The sequence below is a fragment of the Burkholderia ambifaria AMMD genome (genome assembly GCF_000203915.1).
Classification (GTDB): domain Bacteria; phylum Pseudomonadota; class Gammaproteobacteria; order Burkholderiales; family Burkholderiaceae; genus Burkholderia; species Burkholderia ambifaria.
In genome coordinates, this window is record NC_008390.1 from 150,981 (window position 1) to 167,584 (window position 16,604).

13 protein-coding genes, 1 tRNA gene and 2 riboswitches are annotated in these 16,604 nt (G+C 68.4%); of the genes, 3 read left to right on the forward strand and 11 right to left on the reverse strand.

Annotation, left to right across the window (positions count from 1 at the left end):
- Positions 1 to 38: 38 nt before the first annotated feature.
- The 8 genes from BAMB_RS00645 to BAMB_RS00680 form a co-directional block, all read right to left on the reverse strand.
- A complete protein-coding gene (locus BAMB_RS00645; protein WP_011655650.1) occupies positions 39 to 1,427 on the reverse strand; it encodes an L-serine ammonia-lyase in 1,389 nt (462 codons plus the stop codon).
- Positions 1,428 to 1,457: 30 nt separating this feature from the next.
- The gene (locus BAMB_RS00650) at positions 1,458 to 2,594 is read right to left on the reverse strand and encodes an alginate lyase family protein (RefSeq protein WP_011655651.1); all 1,137 of its coding nucleotides are present in this window, start codon (positions 2,592 to 2,594) and stop codon (positions 1,458 to 1,460) included.
- Between the two features lie 152 nt (positions 2,595 to 2,746).
- The gene (gene gcvP, locus BAMB_RS00655; RefSeq protein WP_011655652.1) at positions 2,747 to 5,674 is read right to left on the reverse strand and encodes an aminomethyl-transferring glycine dehydrogenase; all 2,928 of its coding nucleotides are present in this window, start codon (positions 5,672 to 5,674) and stop codon (positions 2,747 to 2,749) included.
- A gap of 65 nt (positions 5,675 to 5,739) precedes the next feature.
- Positions 5,740 to 6,120 carry a glycine cleavage system protein GcvH gene (gene gcvH, locus BAMB_RS00660; RefSeq protein WP_041491064.1) on the reverse strand — a complete coding sequence of 127 codons (381 nt, stop codon included), beginning with the start codon at positions 6,118 to 6,120 and terminating at the stop codon, positions 5,740 to 5,742.
- Positions 6,121 to 6,234: 114 nt separating this feature from the next.
- Positions 6,235 to 7,353 (reverse strand): glycine cleavage system aminomethyltransferase GcvT, encoded by a 1,119-nt coding sequence (gene gcvT, locus BAMB_RS00665; RefSeq protein ID WP_006754102.1) that lies wholly within the window; start codon positions 7,351 to 7,353, stop codon positions 6,235 to 6,237.
- An 84-nt stretch (positions 7,354 to 7,437) separates the two neighbouring features.
- Positions 7,438 to 7,571, reverse strand: a riboswitch (glycine riboswitch).
- A 32-nt stretch (positions 7,572 to 7,603) separates the two neighbouring features.
- A riboswitch (glycine riboswitch) is annotated at positions 7,604 to 7,707 on the reverse strand.
- 112 nt (positions 7,708 to 7,819) lie between these two features.
- Positions 7,820 to 8,188 (reverse strand): hypothetical protein, encoded by a 369-nt coding sequence (locus tag BAMB_RS00670; RefSeq protein WP_011655654.1) that lies wholly within the window; start codon positions 8,186 to 8,188, stop codon positions 7,820 to 7,822.
- 225 nt (positions 8,189 to 8,413) lie between these two features.
- A complete protein-coding gene (locus BAMB_RS00675; protein WP_011655655.1) occupies positions 8,414 to 9,466 on the reverse strand; it encodes an oxidoreductase in 1,053 nt (350 codons plus the stop codon).
- Positions 9,467 to 9,689: 223 nt separating this feature from the next.
- Entirely contained in the window at positions 9,690 to 10,412 is a 723-nt protein-coding gene (locus BAMB_RS00680; protein ID WP_011655656.1) for an SGNH/GDSL hydrolase family protein, read from the reverse strand.
- 281 nt (positions 10,413 to 10,693) lie between these two features.
- On the opposite strand from BAMB_RS00680, the gene BAMB_RS00685 reads away from it, so the two are divergent.
- Entirely contained in the window at positions 10,694 to 12,781 is a 2,088-nt protein-coding gene (locus BAMB_RS00685) for a UvrD-helicase domain-containing protein (RefSeq protein WP_011655657.1), read from the forward strand.
- An 88-nt stretch (positions 12,782 to 12,869) separates the two neighbouring features.
- Here the strand turns inward: BAMB_RS00685 and BAMB_RS00690 are convergent, their stop codons facing one another.
- A complete protein-coding gene (locus tag BAMB_RS00690) occupies positions 12,870 to 13,778 on the reverse strand; it encodes a c-type cytochrome (protein ID WP_011655658.1) in 909 nt (302 codons plus the stop codon).
- Between the two features lie 252 nt (positions 13,779 to 14,030).
- Between BAMB_RS00690 and BAMB_RS00695 the strand changes: the two genes are divergently transcribed.
- Positions 14,031 to 14,106, forward strand: a tRNA-Arg gene (locus BAMB_RS00695).
- A 93-nt stretch (positions 14,107 to 14,199) separates the two neighbouring features.
- On the opposite strand, the gene BAMB_RS00700 is transcribed toward BAMB_RS00695, so the two are convergent.
- Together BAMB_RS00700 and BAMB_RS00705 are read right to left on the reverse strand one after the other, a co-directional pair.
- Complete coding sequence (locus BAMB_RS00700) at positions 14,200 to 14,484, reverse strand: helix-turn-helix domain-containing protein (protein ID WP_011655659.1); 285 nt, start codon at positions 14,482 to 14,484, stop codon at positions 14,200 to 14,202.
- Positions 14,477 to 14,791, reverse strand: a complete 315-nt coding sequence (locus BAMB_RS00705) for a hypothetical protein (RefSeq protein WP_011655660.1) — start codon at positions 14,789 to 14,791, stop codon at positions 14,477 to 14,479. The genes BAMB_RS00700 and BAMB_RS00705 overlap by 8 nt, the downstream gene beginning before the upstream one ends.
- A gap of 220 nt (positions 14,792 to 15,011) precedes the next feature.
- On the opposite strand from BAMB_RS00705, the gene BAMB_RS00710 reads away from it, so the two are divergent.
- A complete protein-coding gene (locus tag BAMB_RS00710; RefSeq protein WP_011655661.1) occupies positions 15,012 to 16,598 on the forward strand; it encodes a TIGR04222 domain-containing membrane protein in 1,587 nt (528 codons plus the stop codon).
- Positions 16,599 to 16,604 lie beyond the last annotated feature (6 nt).

Sequence of the window (16,604 nt, forward strand, 5' to 3'; positions counted from 1 at the left end):
CCACTGTGATGCAGCACACGCTCGCGGACCTTACCGCATCAACACTCGACGATATTCACCGCCAGGCCACCGCGCGACGTTTCCTTGTACTTCGTCTTCATGTCGGCGCCCGTCTCGCGCATCGTCTTGATCACCGAGTCGAGCGACACGTAGTGCGAGCCGTCGCCGCGCAGCGCCATGCGCGCCGCGTTGACGGCCTTCACCGACGCCATCGCGTTGCGCTCGATGCACGGGATCTGCACCATCCCGCCGACCGGGTCGCAGGTGAGGCCGAGGTTGTGCTCCATCCCGATCTCGGCCGCGTTCTCGACCTGGCGCGGCGTGCCGCCGAGCACGGCCGCGAGCGCGCCGGCCGCCATCGAGCACGCGACGCCCACTTCGCCCTGGCAGCCCACTTCCGCGCCCGAAATCGACGCGTTCAGCTTGTACAGAATGCCGATCGCTGCGGCCGTCAGCAGGAAGTCGATCACGCCCTGTTCGTTCGCGCCCGGCGTGAAGCGCGTGTAGTAGTGCAGCACCGCCGGAATGATGCCGGCCGCGCCGTTGGTCGGCGCGGTGACGACACGGCCGCCGGCCGCGTTTTCCTCGTTGACGGCGATCGCATACAGGTTGATCCAGTCGATCATCGACAGCGGATCCTGCAGCGCCTGTTCCGGGTTGCCGGTCAGCGTGCGATACAGCTGCGGCGCGCGGCGCTTCACCTGGAACGGGCCGGGCAGGTTGCCGTCGGCGTCCGGATTGCCGATCCCGCAGCCGCGCGACACGCACGACTGCATCACGGCCCAGATCTTCAGCAGCCCGTCGCGCGTCTCTTCCTCGGTGTGCCACGCGCGCTCGTTTTCCCACATCAGCCGCGCGATCGACTTGCCGGTCGCCTCGGTCAGCGCGAGCAGCTCGGCGCCGGTGCGGAACGGGTGCGTCATCTGCTCGGCCGCGCTCAGCACCTTCGTGTTCGGCGCGCCGGCCGTCACGACGAAGCCGCCGCCGACCGACAGGTAGGTGCGCTCGACCAGCACGTCGCCGTTCGCGTCGGACGCGCGCAGCTTCATCCCGTTCGGGTGCTCGGGCAGCGCCTGCCGGTAGAACGCGATGTGCTCCTTCAGCACGAACGGCACCGGATGCGTGCCGAGCAGCGCGAGCTGCTTCGACTTGCGGACGTCGTCGAGCCGCGCGTCGATCGTGTCGGGATCGACGGTGTCGGGCGCGTCGCCGAGCAGGCCGAGCATCACGCCGCGGTCGGTGCCGTGGCCCTTGCCGGTCGCGCCCAGCGACCCGTACAGCTCGACCTTCACGTTGGCCGTCGCGTCGAGCAGCCCGTCGCGCTCGAGGCCCTGGACGAACATCAGCGCCGCGCGCATCGGTCCGACCGTATGCGAACTGGACGGGCCGATGCCGATCTTGAAGAGGTCAAACACGCTGACTGCCATTTTGATATCTGCCTTGCTTTGAGAATGATGCTAGCGCGCCTGCAATGGCAGGCACGCGGCCAGCCATGCGGGCGGCATGACGGATAACTGCCGCGCGACACGGGCATAGCGCCCGTCGAGCCGCGCGGCCAGATGAAAGAGTTCGGTGGCGTTTTTCGGGTCCCACTGCCCCGTGTAGCCCGGCAAGCCGGCTTCGCGGCGCTTCGCGTCGAACGGCACCGGCGAATTCACGAATTCCTCGTGGGTCTTCTCGCCGAGCGCGTACGGCACGAGCCAGTCGAGCGCGGCCGCGAGCGACGCGCCGTTCGCGCCGCGCTCGCGCAGCCAGTTGCGGTTGAAGCGGCGCGCGGCGAGCGCGGCCGTCACCAGCGGCTGCAGGTCGTACACCGCGTAATGCAGCGCATCGCGTTCGTCGAAATCCCAGGTCTTGCCGTCCGGGCCGATGTTGTCGGCGAGATGCTCGACGAACAGCCGCTGCGCGGCGTTCATCATCTTGCGATCGCCGAGCGTGAACGCGGACAGCGCGATCAGCTTGATCCGGTGACTCTGCCAGTTGTTGCGCCACGTGCCGGTGAGCGGGCGCTTCTGCGCGTCGATCTGCGCGACATAGCCGGCGCCCAGCTTCGCGATGAACGCCGCGGTGGCGTTGCGCGTCTTGACCGGCAGCGCGCTCGCCGTCATGTCGTACGCGACGATCAGGCTGTCGAAGCGCGTCTCGTCGATCGGGTTGAAGCTCGGCTGGTAGGTCGACACCCACGCGGACAGGAAGCGGTCGACGAGCTGCAGGTAGCGCGGCGCATTCGTCACGCGCCACGCGAGCGCGGCGTCGCGCATCAGCTCCATGTCCTTCAGCGCGTCGGCGCTCTGGTCGTAGATGCCTTCGTGCGGCAGCGTGCCCTCGGTGTGCACGCGCGGCATCGCCTTCGGCTGCTCGCCGATGCGCGCGTCGACGCTGCGGATCAGCGCCTGCACGCCCGGCTCGGCCTGGATCGTCTCGCTCGCCTGCAACGCGGGCGCCGCGCAGAAATTCATCGCCGCGCGCGCGCTGCCGGCCGTGCCGAGGCCGACGGTGACGAACGACAGCGACGCGACGAGCAGCGGCACGAAGCGGCGCGTGCGCGGCCGCTCCTGCGTTGCACCCTGGCCCGGAAACATCGGACGCACCATGCGGAACTCCTTGATTGGCTGGATCGCGTGTGATGTTAGCCGGATTGGCGGGCGAGCGTGAATCGATTGGCCGGGCGGCGAATGCAAAAACCGCACGCAACCGACGGTTGCGTGCGGTGTGGTCACGATCGGACTCCGGCGTGCGGCAGGCGTTATGCGTAGTCCGACATCGGCACGCACGAGCAGAACAGGTTGCGGTCGCCGTAAGCGTTGTCCGCACGGCCGACCGGCGGCCAGTACTTGTTCGTGCCGAGCGATGCGACCGGGTACGCGGCCTGCTCGCGCGAGTACGCGTGCGGCCACTCGTTCGCGGTGACGACGGCGGCCGTATGCGGCGCGTGACGCAGCGGGTTGTCCTCGCGATCGGCGCGGCCTTCCTCGACCGCGCGGATTTCCTCGCGGATCGCGATCATCGCGGCGATGAAGCGGTCGAGTTCTTCCTGCGATTCAGATTCGGTCGGCTCGACCATCAGCGTGCCCGGCACCGGGAAGCTCATCGTCGGCGCGTGGAAGCCGTAGTCCATCAGGCGCTTGGCGACGTCGTCGACGCTGATGCCGCTCGTTTCCTTGATCGGGCGCAGGTCGAGAATGCACTCGTGCGCGACCAGCCCGCCCGGGCCCGAATACAGCACCGGGTAGTGCGGCGCGAGGCGCTTCGCGATGTAGTTCGCGTTGAGGATCGCGGTCTCGGTGGCGGCGGTCAGGTTCTTCGCGCCCATCATCGCGATGTACATCCACGAGATCGGCAGGATCGACGCCGAGCCGTACGGCGCGGCCGACACCGCGCCGATGCCGTTTTCTTCGCGCGTGTAGCCGGTCGAACGCTGGTTCGGCAGGAACTTCGCGAGGTGCGGGCCGACCGCGACCGGGCCGACGCCCGGGCCGCCACCGCCGTGCGGGATGCAGAAGGTCTTGTGCAGGTTCAGGTGCGACACGTCGCCGCCGAACTGGCCCGGCGCGGTCAGGCCGACCATCGCGTTCATGTTCGCGCCGTCGACGTACACCTGGCCGCCGTGCGCATGGACGATCTCGCAGATCTCGCGCACGTTCTGCTCGAACACGCCGTGCGTCGACGGATACGTGATCATGATCGCCGCGAGGTCGTTCGCGTGCTGCTCGGCCTTCGCCTTGAGATCGGCGATGTCGACGTTGCCCTGGGCGTCGCACGCGACGACCACGACCTTCATGCCGGCCATGTGGGCGGAGGCCGGGTTCGTGCCGTGCGCGGAAGCGGGGATCAGGCACACGTCGCGATGCGCTTCGCCGCGCGATGCGTGGTACGCGTGGATGATCAGCAGGCCCGCGTATTCGCCCTGCGAGCCGGCGTTCGGCTGCAGCGACACGGCCGCGTAGCCGGTGGCCGCGACGAGCATCTGCTCGAGCTGGTCGATCATCTCGCGGTAGCCGACGGTCTGCTCGGCCGGCGCGAACGGGTGGATCCTGCCGAACTCGGGCCACGTGACGGGCAGCATTTCCGACGTTGCGTTCAGCTTCATCGTGCACGAGCCGAGCGGGATCATCGAGCGATCGAGCGCGAGATCCTTGTCCGACAGGCTGCGCAGGTAGCGCAGCATTTCGGTCTCGGAATGGTGGCGGTTGAACACGTGGTGCGTCAGGTACGCGCTCGTGCGCTCGAGGCCGGCCGGCAGCGCGGCGACGCCGGCGAGGCCCGCGTCCAGCGCGTCAACGGACGGTGCGGTGCCGCCCGCGGCCTGCGCGAACACGGCGAGGAGAGCGGCGAGGTCGTCGCGGGTCGTCGTTTCGTCGAACGACACGCCCACTTGCGTGTCGCTCACGCGGCGCAGGTTGATGCGGCGGGCCTTCGCGAATTCGTGGACCTGCGCGGTGCGCGCGCCGGTGTCGATCGTCAGCGTGTCGAAGAACGTGTCGTTGATGGGCGCGAAGCCGAGCTGCTTCACGCCGGCGGCGAACAGCGCCGCGATGCGGTTCACGCGCAGCGCGATCGTCTTCAGGCCGTGCGGGCCGTGGTAGACCGCATACATGCTCGCCATGATCGCGAGCAGCGCTTGCGCGGTACACACGTTCGACGTCGCCTTCTCGCGGCGGATGTGCTGTTCGCGCGTCTGCAGCGCGAGGCGCAGCGCGGGCTTGCCCTGTGCATCGACGGTCACGCCGACGAGGCGGCCCGGCATCTGGCGCTTGAATTCGTCGCGCACCGCGAGATACGCGGCGTGCGGGCCGCCGAAGCCCATCGGCACGCCGAAGCGCTGCGTGTTGCCGACGGCGACGTCCGCGCCCCATTCACCGGGCGGCGTCAGCACGGTCAGCGCGAGCAGGTCGGCCGCGACGACCACATGGCCGCCGGCCGCGTGGATCGCTTCGGTGAGCGCGCGGTAGTCGCGCACGTCGCCGTTGACGCCCGGATATTGCAGCAGCACGCCGAACGCGTTGGCCTGCGCGGCGTCGGCTGCCGGGCCCGTCTTCACTTCGATGCCGACCGGCAGCGCGCGCGTACGGATCACTTCGAGCGTCTGCGGCAGCACGTCGTCGGCGACGTAGAACACGTTCGACGCCGGCTTGCCGGTGCGCTGCAGCAGCGTCATCGCTTCGGCCGCGGCGGTGGCTTCGTCCAGCAGCGATGCGTTCGAGATCGCGAGGCCCGTGAGGTCGGCGACCATCTGCTGGAAGTTCAGGAGCGCCTCGAGGCGACCCTGGGAAATTTCGGGCTGGTACGGCGTGTAGGCCGTGTACCACGCCGGGTTTTCGAGCACGTTGCGCAGGATCACGGCCGGCGTGTGCGTGTCGTGATAGCCCTGGCCGATGTATGAGCGGAACACCTGGTTCTTGTCCGCGAGGGCACGCAGCGCGGCGAGGGCTTCGGCCTCGCTCTTCGGCTGCGCGAACGGGCCGAGCGGCAGCGTTTCGGCGCGGCGGATCGAGGCCGGGATCACGGCGTCGATCAGGGCGGCGCGCGACGCGAAGCCGAGCGTGTCGAGCATGGCCTGCTGGCTGGCGGCATCGGGGCCGATGTGGCGTTCTGCGAACGCGTCGTGCGTTTCGAGCGCGGCGAGCGAGAGGGGCGTGCGGTTCATCAGACGGTCCGGGTGTTCGAGCTTCATGGCGTGACTCTGGTCCCGCGCGGGCCGGCTGGCTGGCCGGCCGCGCGCGGTTCGGGTAAGGAAAATTAGTCGATCAGCTTGCTGTATGCAGCGGCGTCGATCAGCTTGTCGGTCGATGCGCCGTCCGCGAGCTTGATCTTGAAGAGCCACACGGCGTATGCGTCGCTGTTCACTTCTTCCGGCGAGTCGGCGGCTTCTTCGTTGATGGCGATGATCTCGCCGGACACCGGCGAGTAGATGTCGGATGCTGCCTTCACCGATTCGACGACGCCGACTGCGTCGCCCGCGCTCACCGACTTGCCGACTGCCGGCAGCTCGAGGAAGACGATGTCGCCGAGCGTGCTCTGCGCGTGATCGGTGATGCCGACCGTCAGCGTGCCGTCGGCTTCGGTGCGGATCCACTCGTGTTCGTCGGTGTACTTCAGATCGGCCGGGACGTTGCTCATCGGATGCTCCTGGATAAAAGGTATGTTCGTTATGCTGGCGCGCCGCCTGGGCGCGCCGGATGGGGTTGCGCCGGGCGCCATTTCCCGGCTTGCCGGGAGGTGGCCCCCCGGTCGTTACGCAGCGAGGACCTTGCCGTTGCGCACGAACGGCAGTTTTACCACGCGCGCGGGCAGTTGCTTGTCTCGAATCTGCACATGTATGGTGTCGCCGACGTGGACCGCCGCTGGCACGCGTGCGAACGCGATCGATTCCTGCATCGACGGCGAGAACGTGCCACTCGTGATCTCGCCTTCGCCGTGCGGCGTGACGACCTTCTGGTGCGCGCGCAGCACGCCGCCCGCCTTGCCGTTTTCCTTTTGCAGGATCAGGCCGACGAACGCGGCGCGCGTGCCGTCGCGCTCGAGCGCGGCGCGGCCGACGAAGTCGCGCGGTGCCGACAGGTCGACCGTCCATGCGAGGCCGGCGTCGAGCGGGGACACGGTCTCGTCCATGTCCTGGCCGTACAGGTTCATGCCGGCCTCGAGGCGCAGCGTGTCGCGCGCGCCGAGCCCGCACGGGCGCACGCCGTTTTGCTGCAGCGCGGTCCACAGCGCTTCGACGTGCACGGCCGGGACGATCACTTCGAAGCCGTCTTCGCCGGTGTAGCCGGTGCGCGCGACGGTGAGCTCGCCGAACGGCGTGCCGGCGACCCGTGCGGCGTTGAACGGCTTCAGTTCGCTGGTGGCGGCGCGCGCGGCGGGCACCGTCGTCCAGACCTTTTCACGGGCGTTCGGGCCCTGCACGGCGACGATCGCGAAATCGCGGCGCGGCGCGATGGTCAGGCCGTAGCCGCCTTGTTCGTTGAGCTGGTTGAACCACGCGATGTCCTTCTCGGCCGTGCCGGCGTTGACGACGACGCGGAAGAAGTCTTCGGTGAAGTAATAGACGATCAGGTCGTCGATGACGCCGCCCTGCGGATTGAGCAGGCACGAGTAGAGCGCCTTGCCGGGGGTCTTGAGCTTGCCGACGTTGTTCGCGATCGCGTGCTCGAAGAACGCGCGCACGCGGCTGCCGGTGAAATCGACGACGCACATGTGCGACACGTCGAACATGCCGGCGTCGGTGCGCACGGCTTCGTGTTCTTCGATCTGCGAGCCGTAGTTGACGGGCATGTCCCAGCCGCCGAAGTCGACCATGCGGGCATTGAGCGCGCGATGCGCGGCGTTGAGCGGGGTGTGATTCAGTGCAGTCATCGAGGCCTCAGGCAAGGCGCTTGCGCGCGGGTCAGAACGGCCATGTGCCGACCGTCGCGGCCGTGTGCCTGCGAGCGATCCAGTCCATGCCCCTCTGTCCTCGATACCTGAGAGATTGCGCTGCGGCCGTGAGCCTGCGAACGCGCGCCCCTTCGGTGGGCAGCTTGCCCGCGCCGCATGGGCGCAATGGGCTACTGCCGCTCTCCAGAGTGCGGGGAGTGCGGCCCGCGCAATGCGCGGACGGGATTCCCCGACGCGGTCGGTCCTTTTGCCTGAGAGTTTGCGGGTGTGCCCCTTCGGCGGCGCGACCGGCGTTCCTAGCTACGCGGTCACACGCTCTCCCGACGCGTGCGGGCGACTGTACGCGAGCGGGTGGGCGTTGTCAATTTGAGCAAAAGAATGTCGCTTCGCGACAAGCGGCGGCGTGGGGCGCCGCCGCTTTTGCCGGCGCGGGCGGGCGCCGGCGTCACTCGCCGATCGCGCGCGCGGCCGTGTCGAGTTCCTGGTTCAGCACGCGCTGCTCGTCGCCGGACAGGCCGCCGTTGTGCTGGGTCGACATGTCGTTCGCTTCCTGGCGGATCACGTCGAGGCGGTGGTGCAGCTGCGCGCCGTACGGCGGCGGGTAGTAGCCGCCGTTGACGCGCGTGTCGATCCGGCGGTGCAGGTTGTCGATCCGGCCCTGGACCTCCTGCATGCGCTCGTTCGCGATGACCTGCGGATTCGGTCGCGCGGGAGGCGGCGGCGCCTGCCGGACCGGCCGCTGCGGTTGCACGACACACGCGGCGAGCGAGGAAACCAGGACGCAGCATGCCGCTGCGCGAATCAACCGTTGCATCACATTCTCCTGACGGTTTGGAGTCGGATCGACTTTTTGAGAAACGCGTCAGACCGGCCGACCGCTGACTTTCGTTCCCGCACCATTTGTAACGGAATGTTCGGGGCAGGGCGCCGTGGGGCTGACGCAGGGCCGCCGCCGGCGTGCGGGGCGGCGCGCAATGGCGCGGATTGCCGCGGGATGGCGGCTTTGTGGCCGGGGCGGCATCGACCCGGCCGGCGGCCGTCAGACGATGCGGCGCACGAATGGTACCCGACGGCCTTCGTGCTCGCTCTGCGCGGCAAGCTCGATGATCGTCATCACGTCGACCGCGTCCTGCGGCGTGACCGGGAACGGTGCGCCGTCGTGGACCGACGCGGCGAGCGCGCGATAGAACTCCGCATACTGGCCGTCGAGCGTCGGCACCGGCCGCTCGACCTCGACCTCGCCTTCGAGCGTGCGCAGCACGCCGGGCGGGTTGCCGCCGCCGAACTCGACGTGATCGGGCGTGAGGCCTGCCTTCAACTGGTCTTCCTGCGTATCGAGCCCGAACTTCTGATAGCTGCCGCACGTGCCGTGCAGCGTGAAGCGCGCGGGCTCGATCGCCGACAGCGCGCTCGCGTGCAGCGCGACGTCCTTGTCCGGATAGCCGAGCAGCAGGTGCACGAAATCGGGCGCCGTGCCGTTGTCGCGGCGCGTCTTGACCGTCGCGCTGACCGTGTCGGGCAGCCCGAACAGCGCGAGCGCCTGGTCGATCAGGTGTGGGCCGAGGTCGAGCAGCAGGCCGCCGCCGCGGGCGGGCTCCTCGCGCCAGCGCGTGCGCGGGGTCGGCCGGAAACGGTCGAAGTGCGACGCGAAATACGTCAGCCGGCCGAGTTCGCCGGATTCGACGATGCGGCGCACGGTGAGGAAGTCGCCGTCCCAGCGGCGGTTGTGGAACGGCGCGAACAGGCGGCTGCGCGCGTTCGCGAGCCGCGCGAGCGTGAGCGCCTCGTCGGCGGTGAGCGTGACCGGCTTGTCGACGACGACGTGACGGCCGGCTTCGAGCACCTGGCGCGCGAGCGGGAAGTGGGTGTCGTTCGGCGTGGCGATCACCACGCAGTCGATATCGTCGAGGCCGAGCAGCGTATCGAGATCGGGGACGATGCGCGCGCCCGGATACGCGGCGCGTGCGCGATCGGGCTGCCCCGTCGCGATCGCGGCGACCTCCGTGCGGCCGCTCGCGGCGATCACGGGCGCGTGGAACGTCGCGCCGGCGAAACCGAAACCCATCAAACCAATCCTGAGCAATGACGACATGGCAATCCCTGGCTGCGTACGAAACGAAAGGATGGCGCGCCGTGGCGGCGCGTGGATGACCGGCTATTTTGGCATGGCGCGGCGGCACGCATCGCGGCCGTCGGCAAAACGCGCGGCAGGAGGCGGCGGATGCGCGGTTGTGGCCGGCGTTTGGCGCGGCATCGGAAGGTGGCGCGCGGTTGGTCGTGCCGCCGGCGGCATGGGACCGCCGGCCGGCAGTCCGTCAGCGTGCCGCGTGACCCGGCGCCCGCTGCCGCGGCAGTGCGTCGGCCACTTGCGCGGCCCACGCGGCGCAGGCCACCGCGCCCGGATGAAAGCCGTCGGCGGCCATCAGGTGGCGTTCGAGCGGCAGCGCGACGCGCAGGAACGTGCAGTTCGGCTGGGTCGCGGCCCAGTCGGCGAGCGCGGCATTGAGCCGCTTCGCGCGCAGCCCGAGATACCACGCGAGCGGCTGCGGCAGCGCCGGAAAGCGCTCCATCGGCGGCACCGCCGACAGGATCACGTGCCCGACCTGGAAGCGCGCGGCGAGCAGCCGCACGAGTTCGGCCTGCTGCGCCTGCCAGCGGGCCGGCGGCACGCCGCCCGTCACGTCGTTGACGCCGAGCGAGGTCACGGCCACGTCGAACGGCTCGGCAGGCTCGGTCGCGAGCCAGTCGACGAGCTCCCGCGTGGTCAGCCCGGTGCGCGCGAGCAGCTTCCAGCGGACCCGGTGGGTGGCCGCGAGCGAGCGCGCCAGCTGCCCGGACAGCGCGTCGTGCTGCGACGCGACGCCCACGCCCGCGGCGGCCGAATCGCCGACCACCAGCACGCGTAGCGGCGGGCCGTCGCCGGCCACGCCGTCGCGCGGGCCGGCCGCCTCGGGCAGCCGCGGCGTGACACGGCGCACGTGGCGCCCCTGGAGGAACAGCAGCGGGCCGAGGGCGGCGGTGGCGAACGGGTATCCCATGAAATCGATCCGGTAACGATGCTGGCGGGCGCAGCGCGCAGACGCGCCGACATGCGTCCATTGTGGCCGATCGGCCCGCGGATGGGGCCGGATTGGCCGATCGGACAGGGGACGAAAACGGCAGCCTGCCTGCGCGGCCCCCGTCCGGCGGGGCTCCCGAAAAGTGCGCCGCCGACGTGTTAACATGCGCGTCCTGCCCCGTGTGTCCGCCTGCATTCCAGGCCTGCCGCGCGCGGCATCCTCCCGGCGTCTCGCCGTCAACCGCAACATCATCCGCCATCATGTCCGCAGGCCTCAACCCCGCTCAGAACGAAGCGGTGCGCTACCTCGACGGTCCCTGCCTCGTGCTCGCCGGCGCGGGCAGCGGCAAGACCCGCGTGATCACGCAGAAGATCGCGCACCTGATCGAAGCGAAAGGCTTCGAGCCGCGCCACATCGCGGCCGTCACGTTCACGAACAAGGCCGCCGCCGAAATGCGCGAGCGCGTGTCGAAGCTGCTCGAGGGCAAGACGCTCACCACGCCCGGCAAGGAAGGCCGCAAGGTGCCCGTCAATCAGCTCACCGTGTGCACGTTCCACTCGCTCGGCGTGCAGATCCTGCGCCAGGAAGCCGAGCACGTCGGGCTGAAGCCGCAGTTCTCGATCATGGATTCGGACGACTGCTTCGGGATGATCCAGGAGCAGATCGGCACCACCGACAAGGGCCTGATCCGCAAGATCCAGAGCACCATTTCGCTGTGGAAGAACGGCCTGATCATGCCCGACGAGGCGATGACGATCGCGGCCAACGAGGACGAGCATCAGGCGGCGCTGGTCTACCGCAATTACGTCGCGACGCTGCATGCGTACCAGGCGGTCGACTTCGACGACCTGATCCGCCTGCCGGCCGAGCTGTTCGCGAAGAACGAACAGGTGCGCGACCGCTGGCAGAACAAGCTGCGCTATCTGCTGATCGACGAATACCAGGACACCAACGCGTGCCAGTACGAGCTGCTGAAGCAGCTCGCCGGCCAGCGCGCCGCGTTCACGGCGGTGGGCGACGACGACCAGGCGATCTACGGCTGGCGCGGCGCGACGCTCGAAAACCTCGCGCAGCTCGGCAAGGATTTCCCGAAGCTGCACGTAATCAAGCTCGAGCAGAACTACCGGTCGACCGTGCGGATCCTGACCGCCGCGAACAACGTGATCGCCAACAACCCGAAGCTGTTCGAGAAGAAGCTGTGGTCCGAGCACGGGATGGGCGACTCGATCACCGTCACGCCGTGCAACGATGAGGAACACGAAGCCGAATCGGTCGTGTTCCGGTTGTCCGCGCACAAGTTCGAGCGGCGCGCGCAGTTCCGCGACTACGCGATCCTGTATCGCGGCAACTTCCAGGCGCGGATTTTCGAGCAGGTGCTGCGGCGCGAGCGGATCCCGTACGTGCTGTCGGGCGGCCAGTCGTTCTTCGACAAGGCCGAGATCAAGGATCTGTGCGCGTACCTGCGCCTGATCGCGAACGCCGACGACGATCCCGCGTTCATCCGCGCGGTCACGACGCCGCGCCGCGGGATCGGCAACACGACGCTCGAAGCGCTCGGCTCGTTCGCAGGCCAGGCCAAGGTGTCGCTGTTCGAGGCCGTGTACATGGGCGGGATCGAGGCGCGGCTGTCCGCGCGGCAGGTCGAGCCGCTGCGCATGTTCTGCGACTTCATCCAGCGCCTGACCGATCGCGCGGACAAGGAGCCCGCGACCGTCGTGCTCGACGACATGATGGAGGCCATCCACTACGAGGCCTACCTGTACGACGCGTTTGACGAGCGGCAGGCGCAGTCGAAGTGGCAGAACGTGCTCGAATTCCTCGAGTGGCTGAAGCGCAAGGGCACGAAGCCCGAGACGGAAGCCGTCGACGGCGAGGCGGAAGGGTTCCACAACGCGGACGGGCTCGCCGATACCGGCAAGAACCTGCTCGGCCTGATCCAGACCGTCGCGCTGATGTCGATGCTGGAAGGCAAGGACGAGGATCCGGACGCCGTGCGGCTGTCGACCGTTCATGCATCGAAGGGCCTCGAGTATCCGCACGTATTCCTGGTCGGCGTCGAGGAAGGCATCATGCCGCACCGCGGCGGCAGCGAGGACGACGGCCCGATCGACAGCGAGCGGATCGAGGAGGAGCGCCGGCTGATGTACGTCGCGATCACGCGCGCGCAGCGCAGTCTGCATCTGAACTGGTGCAAGAAGCGCAAGCGGGCGCGCGAGACGGTCGTGTGCGAGCCGTCGCGCTTCATCCCCGAGATGGGGCTCGACGAAGCGCCGCCGCCGACGCCGGAAGAAGCGCCGATGACGCCGAAGGACCGGCTCGCGAGCCTGAAGGCGTTGTTGCAGAAGTGACGTGCGCGCGGGCCTTCGTTTCGGCCTCCGCAAAACAAAACCCCCGCGATGCGTGTGCGCCGCGGGGGTTTTTTCTGGCCGGCAGGCGTTACTTCGACGCGTTGACCATGTAGTCGACGGCCGCCTTCACGTCGGCGTCGGACGCGTTCGACCCGCCCTTCGGCGGCATCGCGCCCTTGCCGTGCAGCGCGTAGTTGTAGACGGTATCCATCGACTCCTTCAGGCGCGGCGCCCAGTCATCCTTGTTACCGAACTTCGGCGCGCCAAGCACGCCGGCCGCGTGACACGCCTGGCACACCTGCGTGTACAGCGCCTTGCCGGCCGATGCGGCGTCGGCGCTGGTCGGTGCGGCCGCGGGCTTTTCGCCAGCTTTCGGAATCGCGGCGATCGCGGCCATTGCGGCGGCGGCTTGCGCGTTGGATGCGTCGGCGCCCGATGCGCCTGCCGTGGCCGCCGCGCCCGCCGCGCCGCTGGCTGCCGGCGCCGCATTGGCGGCCGGGGCAGCCGGCTCGGGGAAGTTCGCGCCGTCGTTGTTCGCCATGTAGACGATTGCACGGGCGATTTCATAGTCGCTGACGTCGTCGGGGTTCGTGCCGCCGCGCGGCGGCATCGCGCCCTTGCCGGACAGCGCCGTCTTCAGCAGCGTGTCGAAGCCCTGCGAGATGCGCGGCGCCCAGTCGTCCTTGTTGCCGACCTTCGGCGCGCCGGCGGCGCCCGTGCCGTGACAGGTCACGCACACGGCCTTGTAGACTTCCTCGCCGGTCTTGTACGTGCGGGGCGCGTTGGCGTCTTTCACGTCGACCTTCGCGATCGGTGCGATGCGCGCGGCGACCTGTTCGTCGGAGAGCGCGTCCGTGCCTGCGCCCGCACGGAACGCATGGTTGGCATAGGTGGCAAACAGGACGATCACGGCGATCGGAATCGCGAACGACGCAATGATGACGGCAATCAGCTGCCCGGGAGTTTTGACGGGAGATTCGTGGGGTGCTTCGCTCATGCTTGCCTCGTCTCCATTAATAGGAATTGTGAGCGCGGTGCAACGGCAAATGGCAGTCCAATGAAGCACGGACGATTATAGACGGAACGTTTACATCACGGCGAGCGGTGCGAGGGCGCGTGTTTACCCGCACGAAACGGGGCCGGGTGGGGATTCGGGCGGGCAAGGTGGACGCGTCATGGGAAACCGGGTATCCTTGCCGTCTTGCCAATGGTGGGCGGCCGGTTTATCAGGGTCGGTTCACTGTCACACGCGCCCGTAGCTCAATGGATAGAGTACTGCCCTCCGAAGGCAGGGGTTGCTGGTTCGATCCCAGCCGGGCGCGCCAAGTCTAGCCTAGTAAGGCCCTTGGTGGTTTCGTTACTTCAGCGTTTTCCCCGCTGCCCCGCGGCAGGCACATTGGCCTGCGGACCTTGTGCGGTCAAGCTGCTTGCAAATCGCGCAGCGCTTCGGGATGAAGTGCTGCAACTCGCAGCAAGGTCTGCGCGGCGCCGGTTGGTTCTCGGCGCCCTTGTTCCCAATCCTGCAGCGTCCGTACCGACACCCCGAGCAGTAAAGCGAAAGCGCTCTGCGACAGGCCAACTTTCGTGCGTGCCAGCGATGCCACGGTCGGTTCCACCTTGGTCACGCGTGCGCGTTTTCCCGCCTTCATCTCGCTAACCGACTTCAGCAGGTCGGCCTGGAACTGTTCGAGTTCCTTATCCATTTTCGACCTCTTCACGTAACCGGTTGAGAAAGTCTACCGGCAGATTGTCAAATTTCGCCTTTGTGTAAGCGATCAGGAGCCAGATACATCCATCGTCGAGCACGTTGTAATAGATGACTCGCGCGCCACCGCGCTTACCCATACCGGCGCGCGACCATCGAACTTTGCGCAAGCCGCCGCTGCCAGGAACGACGTCCCCGGAAAGCGGATTGTTGGCCAGCCAGAGGATGAAGGCTTCTCGCTCACCGTCGCGCCAGATGTCAGCGGCATACCGCTGGAATACTTCTGTTTCGATGACCGTGTACATCGGAAGATTATACGGCAATGCCGTATGTGTCGCAACGCGAATCCATGTGCATGGGTAGCCGACGGCGTGATGAGTAGTTTTCAGGCATGCTGGGCCATTCCAGCGCGTTCCGGTCCCCCGAAACGGTGTCGTGCCGCCACCCCGTCATGCGAGAATCCCCCCACCGACAACTCCAAGCGTCGATCGCGGCGGCCGTCCGCGCATCGCGCCGACTCTCCCGATGGCAGCCATCCCGTCTCTCCCGAGCGCAGGCGATGCCCGCGCGCTGACCGATGCGCAGCAGGCGCTCCTCACGCGCCTGCTTACCTATTCCCCCGACGACCCCCACGCCGCGCAGCCATACAGCCGCCGCCTAGCCGAAGCGGAAGGCTGGACGCACGCTCACGCACTGGCCGTGATCGACGAGTACAAGCGCTTCGCGTTTCTCGCGCAGGCCGCCGGACACCCGGTCACACCGTCGGTCGCGGTCGATGCCGCATGGCATTTCCACCTGCAATACACGCTCGAATACTGGGACGTGTTCTGCGCCCGCGTGCTGCGCGCGCCGCTGCATCACATGCCCGGCACCGGCGCGCCGGACGAAGCCGCCGTGTACGCGCGGCGCTACCAGGACACGCTCGATAGCTATCGCCGCCTGTTCGGCTGCGAACCGCCCGCGTCGATCTGGCCGCGTCCCGAACCCCGACCGACCGACGCCGGAGCACCGCACACGAATGCAACGAATGCAGCGCCAAGCACGAACAGGCCGACAGAACCGCCGTCCGCCGCCATTCCGGCAGGCCGCCGTATCTGGCGCGACCGGCTGCCGAAGGCCATCGTGCCGGCCGCCGCCGCGAGCGTGATCGCGACCGCCGCATCGGCGCGCGATTTCGATGTCCTGAACTACACGGGGCCGCAGTTTCTCGCGTTCTACCTGCCGGTCTGCATCGTCGCGCTGCTGCTGATCGTGGTGCTGCAGCAGATCGAATACCGCTGCCGGCGCCGACGCGCGCAAGCCTTCTCGTCGGGCCTGACGCCCGAGGAGGCTGCCTATCTCATGGGCGACGAATCGCGGGCCGTGCAGGTCGCGACGCTGTCGCTCGTCCAGGCGGGCGCGATCGACCTGTCGATGGGCGGGCGGCTGGGCGCGCGCGCGCGCAGCGTCAATCCGACGCGGGGTGGTGCATATGCAGACGAGTGCGATTGGCTCGCCGCGCGACCGGAGGGCGAGGCCAGCTTCGGCGCGTTCCGTCAGCGGCTTGCGCGGCGCGTGTCCAATTACGCGAACGCGCTGCGCGGGCGTAGGGGCGGGTGGCTGTGGGAAGCGGGCGAGATGCGGGCCGCCCGAATGGCTTCGCGCGCGATCGCGCTGGCCGTGCTCGGCACGGGCGCGGCGAAACTCGCGGTCGGGCTGAGCCGCGGCCGGCCAGTGCTGCTGCTCGTGATCAGCATGGCCGTGTTTGCGATCGCGTACCGGATCGTCACGCGACGCCTGACGGGATTCGGCCGCGGCGGCCTGACGGTCGGTGCGAGAACGGCGCTCGCGGAACACCAGCGCGCACGCCGTGACGAGCCCGATTCACCGGACGCGGTGCTATGGGCGACCGCATTGTTCGGCGCGGGCGCGCTGGCCGGCACCGCGTGGGCCGCGCATTCGATGGCGCTAATGGAGCCGCCGCCGGTGCCGCCCATGGCCGCGCGCGGCGGCGGCTCGTCCGGCTCCACGTCCAGCTCCTCCGACTCGAGCTCGAATTGCTCGTCGTCGAGTTCATGCAGCTCCAGCTCGTGCAGCTCGAGCAGTTGCGGCGGCTGTTCGTCGAGCAGCTGACGCACG

What these genes read in the sequence shown, in the direction of transcription:
- BAMB_RS00645 (WP_011655650.1), bottom strand. Translation starts at nt 1,427, where the DNA reads ATGGCAGTCAGCGTGTTTGACCTCTTCAAGATCGGCATCGGCCCGTCC.
- BAMB_RS00650 (WP_011655651.1), bottom strand. Translation starts at nt 2,594, where the DNA reads ATGGTGCGTCCGATGTTTCCGGGCCAGGGTGCAACGCAGGAGCGGCCG.
- gcvP (WP_011655652.1), bottom strand. Translation starts at nt 5,674, where the DNA reads ATGAAGCTCGAACACCCGGACCGTCTGATGAACCGCACGCCCCTCTCG.
- gcvH (WP_041491064.1), bottom strand. Translation starts at nt 6,120, where the DNA reads ATGAGCAACGTCCCGGCCGATCTGAAGTACACCGACGAACACGAGTGG.
- gcvT (WP_006754102.1), bottom strand. Translation starts at nt 7,353, where the DNA reads ATGACTGCACTGAATCACACCCCGCTCAACGCCGCGCATCGCGCGCTC.
- BAMB_RS00670 (WP_011655654.1), bottom strand. Translation starts at nt 8,188, where the DNA reads ATGCAACGGTTGATTCGCGCAGCGGCATGCTGCGTCCTGGTTTCCTCG.
- BAMB_RS00675 (WP_011655655.1), bottom strand. Translation starts at nt 9,466, where the DNA reads ATGTCGTCATTGCTCAGGATTGGTTTGATGGGTTTCGGTTTCGCCGGC.
- BAMB_RS00680 (WP_011655656.1), bottom strand. Translation starts at nt 10,412, where the DNA reads ATGGGATACCCGTTCGCCACCGCCGCCCTCGGCCCGCTGCTGTTCCTC.
- BAMB_RS00685 (WP_011655657.1), top strand. Translation starts at nt 10,694, where the DNA reads ATGTCCGCAGGCCTCAACCCCGCTCAGAACGAAGCGGTGCGCTACCTC.
- BAMB_RS00690 (WP_011655658.1), bottom strand. Translation starts at nt 13,778, where the DNA reads ATGAGCGAAGCACCCCACGAATCTCCCGTCAAAACTCCCGGGCAGCTG.
- BAMB_RS00700 (WP_011655659.1), bottom strand. Translation starts at nt 14,484, where the DNA reads ATGGATAAGGAACTCGAACAGTTCCAGGCCGACCTGCTGAAGTCGGTT.
- BAMB_RS00705 (WP_011655660.1), bottom strand. Translation starts at nt 14,791, where the DNA reads ATGTACACGGTCATCGAAACAGAAGTATTCCAGCGGTATGCCGCTGAC.
- BAMB_RS00710 (WP_011655661.1), top strand. Translation starts at nt 15,012, where the DNA reads ATGGCAGCCATCCCGTCTCTCCCGAGCGCAGGCGATGCCCGCGCGCTG.